This window comes from Bacillus cereus, assembly GCF_002564555.1.
GTDB classification, from domain to species: domain Bacteria; phylum Bacillota; class Bacilli; order Bacillales; family Bacillaceae_G; genus Bacillus_A; species Bacillus_A cereus_K.
This window is the reverse complement of the sequence record NZ_NUVD01000095.1, coordinates 51,591-73,267: the sequence shown is the minus strand read 5'-3', so window position 1 is coordinate 73,267 and position 21,677 is coordinate 51,591. Positions and strand designations below refer to the sequence as shown.

Below are 21,677 nucleotides of genomic sequence, written 5' to 3'. Positions count from 1 at the left end.
CTGCTTTTCTTTGTTTTTACACATATTCGGCTACTTTTTTGAATATCGTTATACGGATTTCGAAAGGGTGGGTGAATACCTTGTTATTATATGAAAAAGTGCAAGAAGAAATAGTGAGAAGAACAACTGCACTTCAGACGATGCAAAGGCAAGATGGTACATGGAGGTTTTGTTTTGAAGGAGCACCATTAACCGATTGCCATATGATTTTTTTATTAAAATTATTAGGTAGAGATAAAGAGATAGAACCGTTTGTGAAAAGATTAGCGGCACTCCAAACGAATGAAGGGACATGGAAATTGTATGAGGATGAAGTGGGTGGTAATTTATCTGCTACAATTCAATCTTATGCAGCCTTACTTGCTTCAAAAAAATATACAAAAGAAGATGCGAATATGAAACGAGCAGAAATGTTTATAAAAGAACGCGGAGGAGTGGCACGTGCTCATTTTATGACGAAGTTTTTATTAGCGATTCATGGAGAGTATGAATATCCTTCACTCTTTCATTTGCCAACACCGATTATGTTTCTACAGAATGATTCGGCTCTTAGCATATTTGAATTAAGTAGCTCAGCACGTATCCATCTAATTCCAATGATGGTTTGTTTAAATAAAAGGTTTCGTGTCGAAAAAAAACTATTGCCGAATGTAAGTCATATTGCGGGCGTGGGCGGAGGGTGGTTTCGAGAAGAGCGATCTCCAGTCTTTCAAACATTAGTAAGTGATGTGAAACAAATTATATCGTATCCGCTTTCTTTACATCATAAAGGATATGAGGAAGTAGAACGTTTTATGAAAGAGCGTATCGATGAAAATGGAACGTTATATAGTTACGCAAGTGCTTCATTTTATATGATTTACGCTTTACTTGCATTAGGACATTCGATTCAATCGCCAATTATTCAAAAGGCTATAACGGGGATAACATCTTATGTATGGAAAATGGAAAGAGGAGATCATTTACAAAACTCTCCGTCAACTGTATGGGATACAGCTTTACTTAGTTATGCATTGCAAGAGGCTCGTGTGCCGCAAGAAAGTAAGATGATTCGAAATGCGACATCGTATTTATTGAAAAAACAGCATAAGAAAAAAACTGATTGGAGTGTGCATGCACCAATGCTTGCTCCGGGTGGATGGGGCTTCTCTGATGTGAATACGACACTCCCAGATGTAGATGACACAACAGCCGCTTTAAGAGCATTGGTACGAAGTAGAGGAAACGAAAATGTAGATGATGCTTGGAAGAAAGGGATTGATTGGATTAAAGGATTGCAAAATAAGGATGGTGGCTGGGGAGCGTTTGAAAAGGGGGTAACGAGCCGTATATTAGCAAATTTACCAATCGAGAATGCAAGTGATATGATAACTGATCCTTCGACACCAGATATTACAGGGAGAGTGTTAGAGTTTTTCGGAACATACACGCAGAATGAATTGCCCGAGAAACAAAAACAAAGTGCGATAAATTGGTTAATAAATGAGCAGGAGGAAAATGGATCATGGTATGGGAAATGGGGTATTTGTTATATATATGGTACGTGGGCAGTGATGACTGGTTTACAATCACTAGGAATTCCTTCTGATCATCCTTCATTGAAACGAGCCGCTTTATGGCTAGAACATATACAGCATGAAGATGGAGGGTGGGGAGAATCTTGCCAAAGTAGCGTGGAGAAAAGATTTGTTACTTTACCATTTAGTACACCATCACAAACTGCATGGGCATTAGATGCCCTCATTTCTTATTATGACAATGAAACACCATCTATTCGAAAAGGTATTTCCTATCTGCTTGCGAATCCTAAAATGAATGAAAAATACCCTACTGGAACAGGTTTACCAGGTGGGTTTTATATTCGTTACCATAGCTATCCCCATATATATCCGCTACTTACTCTGGCGCATTATATAAAAAAATATAGAAAATAAACCGAGAGATATCTCTCGGTTTATTTCGTTGGGTAGTAGGTCCCTGTTGAAAAGAATAAGGTTGTTATTCACCTTATTTTTCTGTTGACTGGCGTTGTTGACGTGCATCGGCGGCATTTGCACGTGCGTTTGCTTCTAAGTCATTGTGGTCAGCGAGTTCACGAGAGAACTCAACATCAATGCCATCAGTAGCTTTGTTTTGTTTGAAATTCTTTTTGTTCATTCGGCACAATCTCCCCATTGATTAAAGTTTCACTTTATGCGACGTTGCAAAGTTAGTTTGACACAAATAGACTTTTTTATACCTTTCGGCAAGAAGACCCCATCTGATTTGTGTTACGGGTGAAACCCAACAATTCAGGTGGAGATGAATTGTCTTCAGAAGGTAAGTTGCACTCTTTTGTTTCGTTCATAACAATTTTTTGAGGGCGAATATTTGTCTCCTTTTTGTCTTACGATATAATCTGCCCTTAGATAAGGAGGGAATATATCGTAAGGGAACGAAATTAGATAATCATAATCACTTGGTTATTTGAGCCAAAAGTAAAAATTTTAATAAACTCTCTAAGAAAGGCGGTGAAAACAATGGCTAAAAAGAAAGCGGTGAAAGTATTACGTAAACAAAAGAAAAGAGAAAACATGCAACGATTCACGCAGAAACAGAATATTGGACGAGCTTGCCTTACTGCAAAAGAATTTCGCTTACTGCAACGTATGTCGCATAGTTCAAAAGCGTTGCGAAATGTTGGATTGTATACCATTAAACAAAGTTATTTGAACGATAATAAAATGGCTACTGTAAAAGAAGTGGACACTGCCATGCAAGCCGATATGAACTACTGGGGCATGCAATCAAACTCTGTTCAAGCCATTCGTAGAGCCTTATTTACAGAAGTGAAGAGCTTTTTTAAAGCGTTGGAACAGTGGAAGAAAAAACCTGAAACATTCACAGGTCGTCCTAAGTTTCCGAATTATTCTCGTTCCACTGACAAACGAATTATTGAAATCTATCAAGTGCCAAAAGTGGATGAGAACGGATATTGGATGATTCCAATGAATGTGGCATTCAGAAAAAAATTCGGTTCTATTAAAATACGTATGCCTAAAAACTTAAGGAATAAAAAAATCTCCTACATTGAGATTGTACCGAAGCAAAAAGGTCGGTTCTTTGAGGTGCATTATACATATGAAATGCACGTTCCTCAAATGAAGAGGCAATCCACGACTACTAGTAACGCTTTGAGTTGCGATTTAGGTGTAGACAGATTAGTAAGTTGTGTAACAAATACAGGTGATACATTTTTAATTGATGGGAAAAAATTAAAATCTATTAACCAGTACTTCAACAAAATGATACGTAATCTGCAACTGAAAAATATGGAAAATGGACTTTCAAAACGCGTTGTAACGAATAAAATGGCTGCACTTTGGCATAAACGGGAAAGACAAATAAATGGTTACATTTCACAAACTGTAGGCCTGTTGTTTAAAAAAGTGAAAGCGTGCAACATAGATACGGTTGTCGTAGGGTATAACGCTGGTTGGAAACAAAAATCTGATATGGGGAAAAAGAATAATCAAACATTTGTTCAAATCCCATTTCATAAACTGATTGCAGCAATTGAGAATAAATGTGTAAAAGAAGGCATCCGATTTTTGAAACAAGAAGAAAGTTATACTTCAAAAGCTAGTTTTTTTGATAAAGATAGGATTCCTGTTTGGTCTAAGGATGATGGGACCCATTATCGCTTTAGTGGCAAACGAATCACTCGTGGTCTATACCAAAGTAAAGCAGGAACTTGTATCCATGCGGATATTAATGGTGCATTGAATACATTGCAAAAGTCAAAAGTTGTAGAATTGGACGACAATCTCAAAGTGAAAACGCCGATTTTATTAGAAGTGCAAAAACGTAAGGCTGTTGCTTCGCGCATAGCTTAGTGGGTGCGTCAACCATCTATGTGTACTCGATTTGTCGGGGCTTGTAGCACACGCCAGATTCATCTGAGTGGTGGCTTCTTCTGCAAGGAAGAATTGCTCTTTTTCGAAAGGGTGGTGCAAGTGGGAAAACAATCGTTCGTTGCCAGTACCAACCAAAAACTTACTTGGGGTGTTACCGTAAGGTGGCATGAATGCTAGAGCGTCAAACTGTCTAGCGATAGACGAAAAGACCTAGCGTTCTAACTCAAGCCCCCACTGAAACGTTTTAACTCAGTAGGGGTAGTTGACACAAAGAGGATTTGGAAAGCAACGAGCAGAAATATACAGTATAAGTAATAGAAATGGGGGATAGGAATGGAGTTTCTAAATGGGAAAACAGCTGTTATAACAGGTGGTGCACAAGGGATAGGAAAAGAAATCGCAAAGGTTTTTGGGAAATTAGGGGCTAAAGTATTAATAAGTGATGTGAATGAAGAAAAATTACAAGAAACGACAAATGAATTAATAGCAGAAGGATATGAAGTGAAGCAATATCGTTGCGATGTGAGTAATCAAAATGATGCGAAATCATTAATTGAATATGCTGTCCAAACATTTGGTGCACTACACATTTTAGTAAATAATGCAGGAATTACGCGAGATGCTATGTTACATAAAATGGAGAAACCAGCATGGGAACAAGTCCTGCAAGTAAACTTAACAGGTGTGTTTTATTGTATGCAACCAGCTCTTCTATATATGAGACGGCAAGAGTATGGAAGGATTATTAATATTTCTTCTATTAGTAGAGAGGGAAATATTGGGCAGGCAAACTATGCGGCAACGAAAGCTGGAGTTGTTGGTTTAACGAAAACAGCAGCGAAAGAAGTCGGAAGTTTCGGTATTACTTGTAATGCAATTTGTCCAGGGTTTATGGATACAGATATGACAAAAACAATACCGGATAAAGTGAAAGAAAAGATGGTTGGATCGATTCCAGTTGGTAGAATTGGAACACCAGAAGATATTGCAAATGCAGCGGCCTTTTTAGCATCAGAATATGCATCTTATATTACGGGAGAAGTATTAAACGTGAGCGGGGGACTGCAGGTTTAAAGGAATACATAATGAAAAGAACCTGATCGGATAGATCAGGTTCTTTCTCATTAGTTTAAGTTGAGCCAAACGCTCTTCACTTCTGTATAGTTATTTAATGCGTAAGATCCCATTTCACGGCCAAGGCCGGATTGTTTAAATCCTCCAAATGGAGATGCTGCATCAAAGACGTTATAACAGTTTATCCATACTGTACCAGCACGTACTTTACTTGCAACATAATGTGCTGTTTTAACATTTTCTGTCCAGACACCAGCAGCTAAACCGAACTGTGATTTATTTGCACGTTCAATTACTTCATCAATATCATTAAACGGCAATGCGGAAATAACTGGACCGAAAATTTCTTCCTTAGCGATTGTCATGTCATCATTTACATCAGCAAATACTGTTGGAGAAACGAAATATCCTTGATCGAATGGTTTGTTGCCTCCGCAAAGTACTTCGGCACCTTCTGCAATGCCTTTTTCAATATAGCCCATTACACGCTTTTGCTGTTCTTCAGAAACGAGAGGACCAATTGTAGTTTCTGGATTTAGACCAACGCCTTGATTTAATTTTTTAGAATATAGAACGAGATCAGCCATGACATTATCGTACATTTTCTTTGGAATAAATAAGCGTGAGCCCGCACAGCACACTTGCCCTTGGTTAAACATAACACCAGAAAGTGCAGCCGGAATCGCGCGAGATAAATCAGCATCTGGCAAAATGATATTTGGTGATTTACCACCTAGCTCAAGTGTAACTCGTTTTAACGATTCAGATGCTTGTCTCATAATTTGTTTACCGACTGGAGTAGAACCTGTAAATGCAATTTTATCAACGAGTGGATGATTAACGAGAGCTTGTCCAGCTGATTCACCGAATCCAGGAACGATATTAATAACGCCTTTCGGGAATCCAGCTTCTTCAATTAATTCAGCTAAGTATAGGGCGGATAGTGGAGTTTGTTCTGCAGGTTTTAAAACGATTGTACATCCTGTTGCAAGGGCTGCACCCATTTTCCACATTGCCATAAGAAGTGGGAAGTTCCAAGGGATAATTTGACCGACAACACCAACAGCTTCATGGCGTGTATAGTTAAAATATTCACCAGAAACAGGGATTGTTTGACCGACGATTTTGGTAGCCCAGCCAGCGTAATAGCGCATATGTTCAATTGCAAGAGGGACGTCTGCTGCTAAAGTTTCGCGGATTGGTTTTCCGTTATCTAAAGTTTCAAGCTGTGCTAGTTCTTCTTTATGCTCTTCCATTAAATCAGCAAGCTTGTACATAAGGCGGCTTCGTTCAGCAGTACTCATGCGTGACCAAGGGCCTTCATCGAAAGCCATTCGGGCAGCTACGACAGCTTTATGAATGTCTTCACGACCAGCTTCAGAAACGACAGCAAGTGTTTCGCCAGTTGCAGGGTTAGGTGTTTTAAATGTTTTACCGGAAGCGCTTTCAATAAAAGATCCATTTACATATAACTTTTTCGTGCCTTGAAGAAATTTCTCTACCTTTTCATGAAGATTTACAGCTAGTTGACTCATTGTATAACCCCCTTGAAAATATAATGTAAACGCAGTACGAGACGGCGTTTATTCCGAAATCAAGGATGTGGGAACTAGATGAAAAGCCTCTAATTAAAATCATAAATAATAAATACTGAAAATTCAAATTTCAATTGTGTTACAATTGTAAAAAATATGTAATGATACATGGTATTCTATACAATTACAAAAAATCCTGCACGTTTTTGTTTTCTAGTAGGAAAAACTAGAAGAACAGTGGTACAATTATACATCGTGAGAGGAGGGAGAAAATGAAGAATTATCATGATGATCCGCGCTTTCGAATTGCTCATAGAGAAGCGTTAATTGGTCTTGGATTAGCTATTATTAATTTCATAATATGGTATGGATTTGCTTATGGGCTTGGTAGCAAGGATCCAAGTGAATATACATATATATTAGGTTTTCCAGCATGGTTTTTTTATAGCTGTATCGTTGGATTTATCGTAATGGTTATTTTGCTTAGTTTAGTTGTTCGTTTTGTATTTAAAGATATTTCACTCGATGAGGAAGAAAAAAGTGAGGAATAAGAGATGAATTGGTATGTAATCATTCCAATGATAATTTCATTTATCGTTGTGTTTTTAATTGGTGTATACGCATCAAGACGTGTACAAGCAACTGCTAATAATAAATTTTTACAAGAATATTTTCTTGGTGGACGTGAGCTCGGCGGCTTATTATTAGCTATGACAATGATTGCTACGTACGGTAGTGCAAGTAGCTTTATCGGCGGGCCTGGTATTGCTTACAATATGGGACTTGGATGGGTGCTATTATCAGCGATTCAAGTTGTAACAGGATATATCGTTTTAACGGTTATCGGTAAAAAGTTTGCGATTATCGCAAGGAAGATGGAAGCGATTACGCTTATTGATTATTTAAAGGGAAGATACAACAATAAAGCAGTAGTTATTCTTTCTGCAATATGTATCATAATCTTTTTATTTTCAGCAACAGTAGCTCAGTGGGTTGGCGGTGCACGATTAATTGAGTCGCTTACCGGTCTTTCTTATACAACAGCCTTATTTTTATTTACATTTTCTGTACTTGTTTACGTATTAATTGGTGGGTTTCGAGCAGTCGCGTTATCAGATACGATATTAGGTATCATTATGCTAGTTGGAACGACAATCATTTTAGTTGCGACTGTCATCGCTGGTGGTGGAATTGAAAAGATTATGCACGAACTCGTTCAAATTAATCCGAATTTAATTACACCATTCGGAGCGGATGGTAGTTTAACGAAATCATATGTTACATCGTATTGGATTTTAATTGGAATTGGCGTCGTTGGTTTACCGCAAATTAGCGTGCGTGCAATGTCGTATAAAAATTCAAAAGCGATGCATCAAGCGCTCATAATTGGGACGATTGTCGTTGGTACAATTATGATTGGTATGCATTTAACAGGTGTGTTTGCACGAGTAGTACTTCCAGGTATAACAGTACCAGATAAAGTAATGCCGCTATTAGCGATGGAAGTATTGCCACCTTGGTTAGCTGGAGTTTTCTTGGCTGCACCAATGGCTGCAATCATGTCTACTGTAAACTCATTATTATTACTTGTAAGTTCGTCAATTATTAAAGATATATATGTGAATTACATAAATAAAGATGCAACGAATAGTACGATAAAAAAAGGTAGTCTGTGGATTACTGGTATCGTAGGGTTATTTGTATATGCTGCGGCTATTAAGCCTCCAGACTTTTTAATCTGGTTAAATTTATTTTCTTTCGGTGGTTTAGAAGCAGCATTCATTTGGCCGATTGTGTTAGGACTGTATTGGAGAAAAGGCAATGCAACTGGAGCCCTCGCATCTATTATAGTGGGGGTAGGTTCATATATGTTGATTCACCTTTGCTTCCCTAATCCATTCGGTATACATACAGTTGTATTCCCAATTTGCTTTGCATTTATTGCTTATGTAATTGGAAGTATGATTACTGTGAGAAAAACAGTATAGGTAAGAGGGAGAACGCAGTCCTAATAGGGCTGCGTTTTTTCGTATGATTTTGCTCTTTTTTATTCTTTATATCTATTGTTATTCATAAATTAATAACAATAGAGGGGATGGAGTTGAGGTCGATGAAAAAAGTGTTATTTTTAGGAGACCCTGGAATAGATGACTCTTTAGCTATCATGTATGGAATTATGCATCCTGATATTGATATTGTTGGTGTTGTAACGGGATATGGAAATGTATCACAAGAAAAGGCGACAAGTAATGCAGCGTATTTACTGCAACTTGCAGGACGAGAAGATATACCTGTTATTAATGGAGCAAAAATTCCTTTATCAGGGGGGTTTGTAACATATTATCCGGAAATTCACGGATCAGATGGTTTGGGACCTATAAAGCCTCCGAAAGCCTTTTCTCCAAATATAAAATCATTTTGTGAGTTTTTCCGCATTTTGGAAAAATATAAAGGGGAATTAATTATCGTTGATGCTGGTCGATCAACAACATTAGCGACAGCATTTATTTTGGAGAAACCGATGATGAAGTATGTGAAGGAATATTATATAATGGGCGGTGCTTTTTTAATGCCTGGAAATGTTACACCAGTCGCAGAGGCAAATTTTCATGGTGACCCAATTGCATCACAATTAGTTATGCAAAATGCAAAAAATGTGACATTGATACCGCTTAACGTTACCTCAGAAGCGATTATTACACCGGAAATGGTGAAATACATTACGAAACATTCTAAAACGAATTTCAAGAAATTAATAGAGCCGATTTTCAATTATTATTATAAAGCTTATAAAAATCTGGATCCAAAAATAAAAGGGAGCCCAGTGCACGATGTAGTTACGATGATGGTAGCGGCAAATCAATCTCTTTTAGATTACGTGTATCGCCGTGTTGATGTTGATACGGTTGGAGTTGCAAAAGGAGAAAGTATCGCTGATTTTCGCCCGCAACCTGATACGCAAGCATTGAAAAATTGGGTGAGAATTGGTTGGTCATTGCATTATAAAAAGTTTCTTGAGGATTTTGTGAAAATTATGACGTAGACATAATAGGAACATACAAGTTAAAATAATGGAGATGGTTATGTACATAACCATCTCCATTATTTTATGTTTAAAAAGATAAAGAGAGAAGAGTTACACAATAGGAGAGGAATTTTACTTGAAAAAAACTATAGTATGCGCAGTAATTGTGGGTATTTTTGTTTTGCTAATATCGGGTAACTTTTTAGTGAAAAAAGTGTGGAGTTCAAATAATGATGATGCGCAGTATATAGCATCTTTTATTGAAGAACATAAAGATGAAAAAAATAGCGCGGTTCTAGTAAAGAGAAATGATAAAGTTGTGTATTCTGTAAATCCAAATGTTGTATTGCCAGTTGCTAGTACGATGAAGTTAATTGTGGCGCTTGAATATACGAAACAAGTTACAGAAGGGAAAATTGATCCGTCTAGTTTCGTTTCAATTAACGATGTGAATCGTTATTATGTACCGAATACAGATGGTGGTGCACAAGATAGATGGCAAAGCTATTTGCAAAAAAAAGGAAAGATAACTGAAGGGGCAGTCTCTTTAGAAGAAGTTGCAAAAGGAATGGTTAAGTTCAGTTCAAATGCAAATACTGAATATTTAATGGAGGTATTAGGACTAGACAATATTAATCAGAATTTACAAAGTTTAGCGCTTCCTGCACATCAACCGCTATTTCCGATTGTTTCATCTTTATACATTCCCGGATATTTGCATAAAGAATTACATGTTCCAAAATATAAAATAGAGAAAAAGTTAAAAGAAATGTCTCAAGAGCAGTATCGTGAATATGCGATGATCATTCATGAACGCTTAAAAAAGAAAGGACCATTATTACAGAAAGAAATTCCTCTTTATTTAGAGGAACAATATGATAAAATTTGGTCAGATCGACTTCCTGCTGCATCGGCAAATGATTATATGGTATTGCTTCAAAAGGCAAATCATAAAGGTGGCCTGACAGAAGCAGAAGAAAAAGTGTGGGCGAATATCGTTGAAACAGATATGAGTGCCAAGAAATATCGTAAAACATTCAGACATGCTGGGCAAAAAAATGGTTATACACCATGGACGGTTACAAAAGCAGTTTATGCAATGGATAAACGCGGAAACTGTACAGAAATTGTGTTTTTAGCAAATAATTTAAATGAAGACGACAGCGCAGAAATACGTAAACATTTAGCGAATTTACACTTCCAAGTGTTGCAAAGTGATAAGTATGATGCGACTTTTATTAAATAAACTCGGTGCTTTAAGCGCCGAGTTTATTTTTATTTACAAGCACTTTTTTGCCATCACTGGGTATGATGGGTAGTAATACTTAGGTGAAAGGGGAAAAGGTGATGAAACAGAGTAAAGAGGAGTTTATAAAGAGTGAAGGCGCTGATTTCCCTGGAAGAACATATGTGGATTGCGTATTACAACATGTATTTGATTTTCAACGTAACTACTTATTGAAAGATATGTTTCAGGTGCATAAAGCGCATATTATGATGCTAACGGAAGAAAGATTAATGAAAAAGGAAGAAGCTAAAGTAATATTAAACGCACTTAAAAAGGTAGAAGGAATACCAAAAAATCAATTGGTATATACGGAACAGCACGAAGATCTCTTTTTTTTAGTGGAATATTTAATTTCTCAAGAAGCAAAGTGCGATTTTGTAAGTAATATGCATATCGGTAGAAGTAGAAATGATATGGGGGTAACGATGTATCGCATGAGTTTAAGGCGATATGTATTACGGTTAATGGAACATCATTTGTTATTGCAAGAAAGTGTATTGCAACTTGCAGATGACCATAAGGAAACAATCATGCCAGCTTATACACATACCCAACCAGCGCAGCCAACAACATTTGGTCATTATACTTTAGCAATTTATGATACGATGCAACGAGATTTAGAAAGGATGAAAAAAACGTATCATCTTGTAAATCAGTCTCCAATGGGAGCAGCTGCCCTTTCTACAACAAGTTTCCCCATTAAACGAGAACGAGTTTCCCATTTACTTGGGTTTACAAATATAATCGAGAACTCATATGATGCTGTTGCTGGAGCAGATTATTTATTAGAAGTTAGCTCATTACTTATGGTAATTATGACAAATGCGAGTAGATGGATTCATGACTTCTTATTATTAGCGACGAAAGAATATAATGGGATTACTGTTGCGAATCCATATGTACAAATTAGTAGTATTATGCCGCAAAAGCGAAATCCCGTTTCAATTGAGCATGCGCGTGCTATTACGAGTAGTGCTTTAGGGGAGGCTTTCACTGTATTTCAAATGATTCATAATACACCATTTGGTGATATTGTCGATACGGAGGATGACTTGCAGCCGTATTTATATAAAGGAATTGAAAAGGCGATTCGTGTTTTTTGTATTATGAACGCAGTGATTCGGACGATGAGAGTAGAGGAAGAAACGTTAAAAAATCGTTCCTATAAACATGCAATTACGATTACAGATTTCGCAGATATTTTAACAAAAAACTATGACATTCCATTTCGGCATGCGCATCATGCAGCAAGTACGATTGCAAATATGTCATTAGAGCAGAAAAAGGAGCTTCATGAATTACATTTCGAAGAAGTAAATCTGTATTTACAAGAAAATTTGAAAGTGCATTTATTAGAAGAAGAGTGGAAAGAAATTATATCACCAGAAGCTTTTATTCAAAAAAGAAATGTATATGGTGGACCGAGTAAAAAAGAAATGGAGCGTATGATTCAAAATCGTAAAGCATCTTATGTAAAAGAAGAATTAGTATTTGAAGCTGAAAAGCAAAGGATTTTACAGGTCGAAAATGAATTGAACGCATTAATTTCGAATATTGTTGAATCGTAAAAGAAGGATTTAATGAATTAATCGCCAATACTTAATAAAAAATATAAATAGAGAGAAGAGATTGTCGATGATTCACTTACAAGTATATGAAGAGATTCTTCGCTTTAAAGAGGATGTTACACCATTTTTAGAAAAGAATGAGCAGGAAAATAATCTCATATTAGGTGTATTACAAATGGTCCAAGAACCAACATTTATGGGGGTAGCAAAACAAGGGGAAGAAATTGCAGTTGTATTTCTTCAAACAGAAGAAAAAAAACAAATAATTGTTGCAACTTCTGAAATTTCGGTAGTAGCTATCAAGGAACTTGCAAAAAAATTAACAAAAGTATATCCAGATATTCCTGGATTGATCGGTAATAAAAAAGTTGTACAAAAATTAGCGGAAGAGATTGCGGTGTTAGAAAATAAGAAAACGAATGTTGTAATGGAACAAGGTGTGTATGAGTTGAAACAAGTAAAGAAGAAGTGGAACGGAGATGGAATTTTTCGAGAAGTAAGTAGTGATGAGCTACCATTAATAGAGCAGTGGATATATCGATTCTGCGAAGATGTGAGGCTACCTACGACGGAAGAAGAAGCAAAACAAACCTCGCATACATTACTCACTAATCATCGTCTATTCGGTTTGGAAGTGGACGGGAAACTTGTTTCTGTAGCTGCAAAAACGCGACCAACTAAAAATAACATAACAGTTAATTTCGTATATACACCGAAAGAAGAACGGAAAAAAGGATTTGCATCTATTTGTGTAGCCGCCCTCAGTCAACATTTGTTAGATGAAGGGTACAAGACGACTACATTATATACTGATCTAGCGAATCCGACATCTAATAAAATTTATCAAGAAATTGGTTATGAACAAATTGCGGAGTCTGTGCTCATATTTTTAGAGAAGTAGAACAAAAAAGGCGTGCTATTCTGGCACGCCTTTTTGTTATTCATCAATTCTAATAACCTCACCTTGAGGGAATTCCTCAGTTTCTAGTAAGCTACGAATTGCTTTCGCAACATATTCAGGTGACAGTAGTTTTCCTTCTTCTTTTAATGCGATGAAGCGGTCTAAATTTGTGAAGTCTTCTTTATTTGTTTCACGAATTTGTGCTTGCATATTTGTATCAACAACGCCTGGTGCAAAAGCGACAATTTTTACTGGATATTCTTTTTCAACTTCTTCAGTAGCAACGCATTGTGTAAACATATTTACACCAGCTTTCGTTGTACAATAAGCGCCCCATCCAAAATAAGGATTCTTTCCTGCGCCAGATGAAATATTTATAACGCGTTTATCTACTTTCCATTCTTTCGTATGTTTCAAAAAGGTGGAAGTAAGAATCATTGGTGCAATTAAATTAATTTGAACGTTCGAAATGATAAGTTCGCTTTCTGCTTTTTCGATTGGTTTCATTGGTGCAACTGTGCCTGCATTATTAATTAAATGAATAGATGATACAGTATCTTCTTTAATAGATGAAAGGATGTCGTTAAAGTTAGTTTCTAAGTTATGTACATCTTGAAGATCTACGGAATGGAAAGTATAATTGCTGTTATTTTGCTCTGCGAGTTTAGTAAGCTCTTTATTTTCTCTTCTAGAAATAGAGATGACCTTTGTATTTTTTTCTAATAATTGCGTGGCAATTGCTTCACCTAAACCTTGTGAAGTTCCTGTTATGATTACATAGCGCATAATTTTACAAACCCCTCTCGTATGTGCAGAATTTTATTGGACAACGTACATCCCATAGGTTGTCTACATTTTATAGTATAAATTACTTTTTACTATAGATGAAATGAGATGATTATGTGCCTTTTATGAACCGTTTTACAACACCGGCAGGAACATTTTCAGTTGCACCGGATTCTCTAACTGCTCAACAAGGATCTAGATCTGTCAATGTAACAAACTTTGTTAATGGAGGAGCCAGGACATATACAACTGAGAGTGTTTCTATCGCAAGAACTGCTGCCAATTTAATTGGTAGGCTGGAAACTTTGAGGGAGTTTATCAAAATGAGAGTTTACCACTTCGAAATTTATCAGTGTATATAGGTCAAGAAATCATTGATGCTATTATTTCAGGTTTTGCAATGCCGTCTACGGGAACTGTTACAGGAAGAGTATTTGTAACTGTCCAAGAAGGAGATGCTAACATTGTTGGAGATCAACTTCGTTTTGGACCGACTTTACTATAAATATAATCATCTATATCATATTTACTATATTCAGGTTTTGATCTAAATATAAATTTAGCATCCTTTCTAAAGCAAGTAATGGATATGGATAATATGTTGCATGAATTGGTAATGTGTAAGTATGTTAGTGGGAGAAATGAATAAAAGGGAGTGGAATGTATGCGATACGAAATGGGACTATATAATAGACCTTTTCAGTCAATCCAATCAGGAAAAAAAGTATATGAAGTACGGCTATACGATAAAAAACGTCAACTTATTAAAGAAGGCGATGAAATTGTATTTACGAACCTTACAACAGCAGAAACGATGGCTGTAAAAGTAACGGAGATAAAACGATACGAACGTTTTAAAGAAATGTATGAACAAATGGATAAAAAATTATTGGATTGTGAAAATGATAGTTTAGAGGAAATGTTAGAAAGTACATACAAAATATATACGAAAGAACAAGAAGAAAAGTGGGGAACAGTTGCGATTGGTATTGAGGTAATGAAATGATAAGAAATCGCGGTGCAGCTATCATTGTGCAGGGCGGAAAAATTGCCCTTATCAAACGTGTTCGAGAAGATGAGATATATTTTGTTTTTCCAGGCGGGGGAATTGAGGAAGATGAAACACCTGAAGAAGCAACGAAGCGAGAGGTGTATGAAGAATTAGGAGTGCATATAGAAGTGAAGCGCCTTATTACAAAGGTAAAGTATAGAGGGACCGAATATTATTATGATGCCTATATTACGGATGGAGTTTTCGGAAGTGGAAAAGCTGAGGAGTTTAAGAAGAAAGATAGAGGAAGTTATATTCCGTTATGGATGCCGATAAACGAGTTGGAAAATGTGAATATAAAACCTTATGAAGTGGTCGAAAGTATACTCGATTATTATAAAATTTAAGGTCTGACAACATACAAAAAAAACCATTGACATAGCCTTCTGATTTAAGTATTGTATTCGAGTATGTTTATAATCAGGAGGTTTATATGAGCAATCAGAATACACATCATGTGAAAATGACCACAGCAGATCCATCTGGAATCGGTTTATTTGGATTAGCAATGGTAACACTTGTAGCATCATCTCAAAAATTAGGTTTAACAGATGGTGTTTCACTTATATTACCATGGGCAATCTTTTTAGGAGGATTTGCACAAATCTTTGCATGTATTCACGATGCAAAGCATAACAATACGTTCGGTACAACAGCATTTGGTGCGTACGGCCTATTTTGGTTAGGTGTTGGAACGACTTGGTTAATTCAACTTGGCGTATTTGGCGAAAAATTAGCCCAAACTGCAGATTCAAAACAGCTTGGTGTAGCCTTTATCGGATACTTGATTTTTACAATCTTTATGACAATTGGTGCAATGGAAACACATAAAGTATTATTTATGATTTTCGTACTTATTGATTTCTTATTTATTGGTCTTTCATTAAGTACTTTAGGTGTTATGCCGCACGCAATGCATAATTTAGCAGCGTATTCTGAACTATGTATTTCATTATTATCTTTCTATGGTTCAGCAGCAGCAGTGTTAAATACACACTTCGGAAAAGTTGTATTACCAGTTGGGAAGCCGTTTGGTATTTTTAAAAAGTAAAAAAAGCACAGATGGTCGTATAGACATCTGTGCTTTTTTTTTATGGAATAAAAAATAAAAATTATAATTGAAATTGATTATCATTATTAATATAATGAGAATGAGAATCATTTATTGTAAGAGGGGGATGCCAAAGTGGCAAAAATTTTAATAGCGTATGCAAGTATGTCAGGAAATACAGAGAGTATTGCTGATTTAATTAAAGTAAGTTTAGATGCTTTTGATCATGAAGTAGTATTGCAAGAAATGGAAGGTATGGATGCTGAAGATTTGTTAGCTTATGATGGAATCATTTTAGGATCTTATACGTGGGGCGATGGTGAATTACCATTTGAAGCGGAAGATTTTCATGAGGACTTAGAAAATATAGATTTATCAGGGAAAAAAGTAGCGGTATTCGGATCAGGTGATACGGCGTATGAACTGTTTTGTGAAGCGGTGACGATATTTGAAGAACGTCTCGTAGAACGTGGTGCAGAGCTTGTACAAGAAGGACTGAAAATCGAATTAGCTCCAGAAGATAAAGAGGATATCGAAAAATGCAGTGATTTTGCAATTGCATTTGCTGAGAAGTTCTAAGAATGGGAGTGTCAACGTGGAGACAATGCTAAGTGCAACTGCTATTACAAAGTTGAGAGATGGAAAACTGTTGTTAGCTACTACATACAATGGTTTATTCATTGCACAAGATGGAGAATGGAAACAGATTTTTAATGGGTTTCAAAAACGAATTCGAGATTTACACAGTGAAGGTAACGTAGTTTACGGAGTAGGAGACGAAGGAGTTTTTATTCGTAGTATGAATGGTGGAGACTCATGGGAGGTTCGGCGTTTCCCGACGAAAGCAACGAGCTGGAATGTGTGTAGTAATGAGTGTGGAACGGTTGTTGCTCATGGAGATAAAACGTTGTATCATTCTAATAATTTCGGTTCTACATGGGAGACCATTCATCCATTTCTTGATTACGGTAGTGATGCACCGTCTATTCGTTCGTTATTTTTATATAAACATTACTTATTTATCGGTACGAAAATACATGCGAAAAATGGTGGTGTTTGGCTATTTGATTTAGAGACACGTAAATTAAAAAGGATTAAAATAGCGAAGAATCAGATGATTTCTGCGTTGACTATACATAATTCTTATTTAGTAGCGGCAAGTGGGTCGTGTAAGGGAATTAGCGGAAATATTTCTTTTTGTAAAATAGATGAAAGTATTGAGATTGAAAAAATACGTTGGCATATATGTCAAAATGAGCAGAAAGCAAGTAGTTATTTAGACTTAAGTGTAGATCAACACGTGCTATATACGACTTCAACGCAAAATAAGGCAGGGGTTAGTACGGTTTGCCGTGTTCATCTTGATGAAGGTATTGTTACAGTATGTGACTCAGTTAAAGGGCATGGTTGGCGCATCGTTAATCAAAAAGAAGGTTATGTTGTAGCTGGATCAGGTGAATCAAAAGCGATGCAGTGGCAGAAAAAAGTTGTATAGCAAAAAAACTTTACATTTATTATATTGATATGATATAGTTACTTTAAACCATTTTACTTTTAATAATATAGAGATTTAAATGAGCTGTAACTTCCGAGGAGGATAGCAATGTTAAATCTCCTTCGGGGGTTGCAGTTTTTTAATTTATGACGTATTATTGTAAAGTGGTTGAAAATGAATATGTACATATAGGTACATTGTAGGAGGATTTTTTACATGCAAAACGGTAAAGTAAAATGGTTTAACGCAGAAAAAGGTTTTGGTTTCATCGAAGTTGAAGGCGGAGAAGACGTATTCGTTCATTTCTCAGCTATCCAAGGCGACGGCTTCAAATCTTTAGAAGAAGGTCAAGAAGTTACTTTCGAAGTAGAACAAGGTAACCGTGGACCTCAAGCTACAAACGTAAACAAGAAGTAATTTTTGAAAAAAGAAGGGCGAGCCCTTCTTTTTTTTGCATTTTTATAGATGTCCTCCTACCTACATATGATAATGAGACTGAATTTTCATTTTTTAATTAAAGGTATCTCATGTATAAACTACAATTATAAATAGATACTGAAAATAAAAGCGAAACTTCTAATAGATAGAAAAGGTTTTTAAAGTGCTAATTAAGCTATCGTATTAAAAGGAATTAGAAAGAGGTATCAAAATTGAAAAACGCTACACATTTTATTGTGTTCGATATTGAGAGGAATTTCAGGCCATATAAATCAGAAGATCCGTCAGAGATAGTTGATATCGGAGCTGTAAAAATAGATACAAGTACAATGAAGATTATTGGAGAATTTTCGGAGTTAGTGAAACCGAGTGCTCGATTAACTCGTCATACAACGAAATTAACGGGAATTACAAAGAAAGATTTAATTGGTGTAGAAAAATTCCCTCAAATTATAGAGAAATTTATTCAGTTCATCGGAGAAGATTCTATATTTGTTTCATGGGGAACAGAAGATTATCGTTTTCTATCTCATGATTGTACATTATACGGTGTAGAATGCCCATGTATGGAAAAAGAAAGTAGATTTGATTTGCAAAAATTTGTTTTTCAAGCGTATGAAGAATTATTTGAACATACGCCAAGTTTACAATTTGCAGTGGAACAGCTTGGTTTAACATGGGAAGGAAAACAGCATCGTGCTTTAGCAGATGCTGAGAATACAGCGAAAATACTTCTTAAAGTATATAGCGAGAGAGATATTTATAAACGATACAAAAGACATGGGGAACTTGAACTTGTAAAGAACGGGAAATTAACAGAAAAAGCGAAAAAAAAGATGCGCAAATGGGTATTTAAAGAACTGCGGAAAAATACAGAACGACCTTTTGTATGGAGTGCATTTGAAAGCAGTGACACGTGGGAAAGTATAACGGAAAGATATTATATAAGTGAAAATACAGTAGAACTTCTGAAAAAGCATTTTTGTACGGCGGTAAGAAAGGCGGAAAGGCAGCTTAAGTATTTGGCTGAGATGGAGGAGAATGCGGAGGTTAAGTGACATTCTCCTATCTCTAAGTAAATAATTTTAAATTCATTTTATTAAATAGTAATTAATTTGCTGTTGTAATTGAGCAGTCATTATTGCTTTGAAATTTAAGGCGTTGGTTAGAATCTTAATCTGTTGACGATTAGTTAATTGTTCAAATTCGTTTGCATGTGCAAAGAAATGTTGAAGGAATTTTTTCTTCTCTTCAGTTAATCTCATATGATTCCCTATTGGAAGACCTGCACATGTATATAAAAATTGTTTAATAGTGCTTTTTAACTTTAAATCACTAATCCAATTCAAAGTTTTTTCAGTGGTATGGCTGTTTATGTAGTTTTTTGGAACGGTTATTTTATAATTGTAATCGCGTAAATCGTGTTTAGTAAAACCTGTCTGTTTTAAAATTTGTAAAAGGGGGAAATGATTTTCCTCGAGTTTATTTAAAATAAATTGTCTATTAGTTTTATGGGAATCGCCTCTAGTATGAAGTCTACGAAGTATTTTGAGGTATTGTGAAGATTTTTCTGTGAAATCTTCAATAATACAGGGCACTTGTCTTATATGTGGGGTATTAGTTATAAAGTTGTAACAATCATATTTCCCTACTAAAATGTATTCATCTTTTTGAGGATGTTTTTCAACTGGTAAGAGTAAATCAAATGTATCGAGATATTCAATAGTACTGGGCATTTTTTTTGAATAAGATTTTGTAATGTGTGGATTATACAATGGATTTATTTTTTCAATGGGAATCATGCGGATTTCAGTTAAAGAATGAGGACTATAGTCTATAATCATGTGTATTTCCCTCCTTAAATCAAGTATATAAAATTAGAAAGTTGTCTTATGATAGTAATAGAAAAGTATGTGAACAATGTAAAAAATCCTANNTAGGATTTTTTACATTGTTCTATTCAATTTCCCCTGAGCCATAGCTATACTGCTGCTTATTCTCAATTCGCTCAATCACATCTTGCAACTCATCTGGTTTTAAGAACTCAATCGGAGAGAAGCCTTTTTCGAATGTAAGTGTGTCTGCTTCGATCATTAGTACGTATCGGTCATTTACCTTCGCAATATGTATTTGATCACCAAAATCAGCCAGCAGAGCCTTCACAGAGATATGATCTGCTTTTAACTTTAATTCCACTTCAGGGGCGTGCTCGACGATTTGAGCAGTCGCTTCCATTACTTCTTCGGTTGAAAATTGTTCCATAATTTCACGTTTGGGACTGGCAGCCCATACTTCCATCGCTTGGTCGAATTGTTCGCGTTCTTCTGTACCTTCTTCAAAGACGTCTTCAATTTGGTCGTATACCATGTCCATTACTTGTGTTTTCATAATTTCAGGCATAGAGCGTTCGTACTCGACGAATTTTAAGAAGTCTTCAAAGTAGCGGGCGTGTGATGCTTGGTGTATTTTTAGTTCGCCTACTTCGACCATGCCTTCTTCAGGCATGTATGGGTATTGGATAGATTTCATATTCTTTGTTGTGATGGCCATTTCAACGTTACGAATAAGCGTTGATTCATCAGAAATGGAAGCGACTTTTGGTTCGAAGTCACATTTCATTACGAATACGAATGGATCATCAAAGTATTTGCGTAATTTTGCTTGAGCGATTAAAAATACACCACCACGTACAGCACTTGTGTCAAGATATGTATAAACGAGAGGTTCGCTCATATCTTTGAAGTTTTCTTTTGTGTCTGCAAAGCGAATACGATTAAATAAGTTGTAATGAGGGTTTGAATCGAGTTCGTGCCCTTCTTCTACAATAAAGCGACCGATTTTTGTTGGGGCTTGTTCTGTTTTTGCGTGACGTTCTACTTTTCGCTTTGAAATTTTTAATAATTCACCATTCAAAAATTCTTTTAAGGAGCTATCTTCATATTCCTCAGCATCTAAAGTTTGAAAATGTTTATAGCGTTTATCAACTGCTTCACCTTTTCCTTCTACTTGTACAACATAAAAGGAAAGAAAATTTATTTCAAAATCCATATTTATCACCTTGTTTCATTTCATTAACTCTTATCAGTATAGAGATGGAAAAAACTTTCGTCAATTTAAAGAAGGAAGGGTGAGTCCCTTCCTTCATATATTTTTTATTTTTGAAATTAAAATCCGTCTTCTAATGCTGAAAATGGAATGTTCAATCGGTTTTCTACTGTACGTAAACGTTGGTTTAAGCGGTTTAGTCTACGTGTATGGCGCTCAACCGTGTTTTCTAGTTGACGTACTCTTTGTTCAAGCTCATTTACTCGTCTTTCTAATTGACGTCCACCAGTCCCAGGAAAAGAGATTGGAATTTGAAATTGTCGATTTTGATCATATGGATTCGCTTGCTCTGCTTGATCTATATAGGATTGGTATTGTGCTTGTAAGTCATATTGTGGTTGTTGGTACGCATATTGATTATATGGATCATATGGATTGTAGGGGTACATAAAACATCCTCCATTTCTTTAAATTAGGTTAAATTCACCATAATGTATGTGCAAAAGCGGAGGGGTGGCACGGCA

Annotated in this window: 22 protein-coding genes and 1 pseudogene; 17 read left to right on the top strand and 6 right to left on the bottom strand. The window is 36.0% G+C overall.

The window, feature by feature from the left end:
• Positions 1 to 80 precede the first annotated feature (80 nt).
• Positions 81 to 1,934, top strand: coding sequence for a terpene cyclase/mutase family protein (locus COI75_RS21510; RefSeq protein ID WP_000928167.1), 1,854 nt, complete (start codon positions 81 to 83; stop codon positions 1,932 to 1,934).
• Positions 1,935 to 2,007: 73 nt separating this feature from the next.
• Here the strand turns inward: COI75_RS21510 and COI75_RS21505 are convergent, their stop codons facing one another.
• Positions 2,008 to 2,157: a YfhD family protein gene (locus COI75_RS21505; protein WP_001035809.1), complete on the bottom strand. Its 150-nt coding sequence runs from the start codon at positions 2,155 to 2,157 to the stop codon at positions 2,008 to 2,010.
• 362 nt (positions 2,158 to 2,519) lie between these two features.
• Between COI75_RS21505 and COI75_RS21495 the strand changes: the two genes are divergently transcribed.
• Together COI75_RS21495 and fabG are read left to right on the top strand one after the other, a co-directional pair.
• The gene (locus COI75_RS21495; RefSeq protein WP_098448631.1) at positions 2,520 to 3,875 is read left to right on the top strand and encodes an RNA-guided endonuclease TnpB family protein; all 1,356 of its coding nucleotides are present in this window, start codon (positions 2,520 to 2,522) and stop codon (positions 3,873 to 3,875) included.
• A 354-nt stretch (positions 3,876 to 4,229) separates the two neighbouring features.
• Positions 4,230 to 4,970 carry a 3-oxoacyl-ACP reductase FabG gene (gene fabG, locus COI75_RS21485; protein ID WP_000395017.1) on the top strand — a complete coding sequence of 247 codons (741 nt, stop codon included), beginning with the start codon at positions 4,230 to 4,232 and terminating at the stop codon, positions 4,968 to 4,970.
• Between the two features lie 50 nt (positions 4,971 to 5,020).
• On the opposite strand, the gene dhaS is transcribed toward fabG, so the two are convergent.
• Entirely contained in the window at positions 5,021 to 6,505 is a 1,485-nt protein-coding gene (gene dhaS / locus COI75_RS21480; RefSeq protein ID WP_000080275.1) for an aldehyde dehydrogenase DhaS, read from the bottom strand.
• A gap of 272 nt (positions 6,506 to 6,777) precedes the next feature.
• Between dhaS and COI75_RS21475 the strand changes: the two genes are divergently transcribed.
• The 6 genes from COI75_RS21475 to COI75_RS21450 all read left to right on the top strand — a co-directional run bounded on the left by COI75_RS21475 (position 6,778) and on the right by COI75_RS21450 (position 13,287).
• On the top strand, positions 6,778 to 7,056 hold the full coding sequence (locus tag COI75_RS21475; RefSeq protein ID WP_000800719.1) for a YhdT family protein: 279 nt from the start codon (positions 6,778 to 6,780) through the stop codon (positions 7,054 to 7,056).
• 3 nt (positions 7,057 to 7,059) lie between these two features.
• Positions 7,060 to 8,493: a sodium/pantothenate symporter gene (panF, locus tag COI75_RS21470; protein ID WP_001104840.1), complete on the top strand. Its 1,434-nt coding sequence runs from the start codon at positions 7,060 to 7,062 to the stop codon at positions 8,491 to 8,493.
• A gap of 122 nt (positions 8,494 to 8,615) precedes the next feature.
• On the top strand, positions 8,616 to 9,548 hold the full coding sequence (locus COI75_RS21465) for a nucleoside hydrolase (RefSeq protein ID WP_098448630.1): 933 nt from the start codon (positions 8,616 to 8,618) through the stop codon (positions 9,546 to 9,548).
• Positions 9,549 to 9,666: 118 nt separating this feature from the next.
• The gene (locus tag COI75_RS21460; protein ID WP_000751374.1) at positions 9,667 to 10,776 is read left to right on the top strand and encodes a serine hydrolase; all 1,110 of its coding nucleotides are present in this window, start codon (positions 9,667 to 9,669) and stop codon (positions 10,774 to 10,776) included.
• A 101-nt stretch (positions 10,777 to 10,877) separates the two neighbouring features.
• Positions 10,878 to 12,386 (top strand): argininosuccinate lyase, encoded by a 1,509-nt coding sequence (gene argH, locus COI75_RS21455; protein WP_000814008.1) that lies wholly within the window; start codon positions 10,878 to 10,880, stop codon positions 12,384 to 12,386.
• A 67-nt stretch (positions 12,387 to 12,453) separates the two neighbouring features.
• Positions 12,454 to 13,287: a GNAT family N-acetyltransferase gene (locus COI75_RS21450; protein ID WP_000581577.1), complete on the top strand. Its 834-nt coding sequence runs from the start codon at positions 12,454 to 12,456 to the stop codon at positions 13,285 to 13,287.
• Positions 13,288 to 13,323: 36 nt separating this feature from the next.
• Here the strand turns inward: COI75_RS21450 and COI75_RS21445 are convergent, their stop codons facing one another.
• On the bottom strand, positions 13,324 to 14,073 hold the full coding sequence (locus COI75_RS21445; protein ID WP_001271051.1) for a (S)-benzoin forming benzil reductase: 750 nt from the start codon (positions 14,071 to 14,073) through the stop codon (positions 13,324 to 13,326).
• Positions 14,074 to 14,180: 107 nt separating this feature from the next.
• Between COI75_RS21445 and COI75_RS21440 the strand changes: the two are divergent.
• From COI75_RS21440 to COI75_RS21405, 8 genes and pseudogenes are all read left to right on the top strand, one after another.
• Positions 14,181 to 14,566: pseudogene (locus COI75_RS21440) on the top strand (hypothetical protein); the annotation flags it as partial.
• A gap of 171 nt (positions 14,567 to 14,737) precedes the next feature.
• The gene (locus tag COI75_RS21435) at positions 14,738 to 15,079 is read left to right on the top strand and encodes an ASCH domain-containing protein (protein ID WP_001268369.1); all 342 of its coding nucleotides are present in this window, start codon (positions 14,738 to 14,740) and stop codon (positions 15,077 to 15,079) included.
• Complete coding sequence (locus tag COI75_RS21430) at positions 15,076 to 15,471, top strand: NUDIX hydrolase (protein ID WP_000620838.1); 396 nt, start codon at positions 15,076 to 15,078, stop codon at positions 15,469 to 15,471. Before COI75_RS21435 ends, COI75_RS21430 begins: the two co-directional genes overlap by 4 nt.
• Positions 15,472 to 15,557: 86 nt before the next feature.
• Complete coding sequence (locus COI75_RS21425) at positions 15,558 to 16,175, top strand: acetate uptake transporter (protein WP_000070820.1); 618 nt, start codon at positions 15,558 to 15,560, stop codon at positions 16,173 to 16,175.
• Positions 16,176 to 16,310: 135 nt separating this feature from the next.
• Positions 16,311 to 16,754, top strand: a complete 444-nt coding sequence (locus COI75_RS21420; RefSeq protein WP_001062750.1) for a flavodoxin — start codon at positions 16,311 to 16,313, stop codon at positions 16,752 to 16,754.
• Positions 16,755 to 16,770: 16 nt separating this feature from the next.
• Positions 16,771 to 17,670, top strand: a complete 900-nt coding sequence (locus tag COI75_RS21415; protein ID WP_000449485.1) for a WD40/YVTN/BNR-like repeat-containing protein — start codon at positions 16,771 to 16,773, stop codon at positions 17,668 to 17,670.
• Positions 17,671 to 17,886: 216 nt separating this feature from the next.
• The gene (gene cspB, locus COI75_RS21410; RefSeq protein WP_001179147.1) at positions 17,887 to 18,087 is read left to right on the top strand and encodes a cold shock-like protein CspB; all 201 of its coding nucleotides are present in this window, start codon (positions 17,887 to 17,889) and stop codon (positions 18,085 to 18,087) included.
• Positions 18,088 to 18,320: 233 nt separating this feature from the next.
• Positions 18,321 to 19,166 carry an exonuclease gene (locus COI75_RS21405; RefSeq protein ID WP_000786408.1) on the top strand — a complete coding sequence of 282 codons (846 nt, stop codon included), beginning with the start codon at positions 18,321 to 18,323 and terminating at the stop codon, positions 19,164 to 19,166.
• Positions 19,167 to 19,199: 33 nt separating this feature from the next.
• Here the strand turns inward: COI75_RS21405 and COI75_RS21400 are convergent, their stop codons facing one another.
• The 3 genes from COI75_RS21400 to COI75_RS21390 form a co-directional block, all read right to left on the bottom strand.
• Complete coding sequence (locus COI75_RS21400; RefSeq protein ID WP_000582686.1) at positions 19,200 to 19,952, bottom strand: hypothetical protein; 753 nt, start codon at positions 19,950 to 19,952, stop codon at positions 19,200 to 19,202.
• 112 nt (positions 19,953 to 20,064) lie between these two features.
• Positions 20,065 to 21,156 carry a DUF3900 domain-containing protein gene (locus COI75_RS21395; protein WP_000345020.1) on the bottom strand — a complete coding sequence of 364 codons (1,092 nt, stop codon included), beginning with the start codon at positions 21,154 to 21,156 and terminating at the stop codon, positions 20,065 to 20,067.
• 116 nt (positions 21,157 to 21,272) lie between these two features.
• A complete protein-coding gene (locus tag COI75_RS21390) occupies positions 21,273 to 21,602 on the bottom strand; it encodes a hypothetical protein (protein WP_000283710.1) in 330 nt (109 codons plus the stop codon).
• Positions 21,603 to 21,677: the final 75 nt, after the last annotated feature.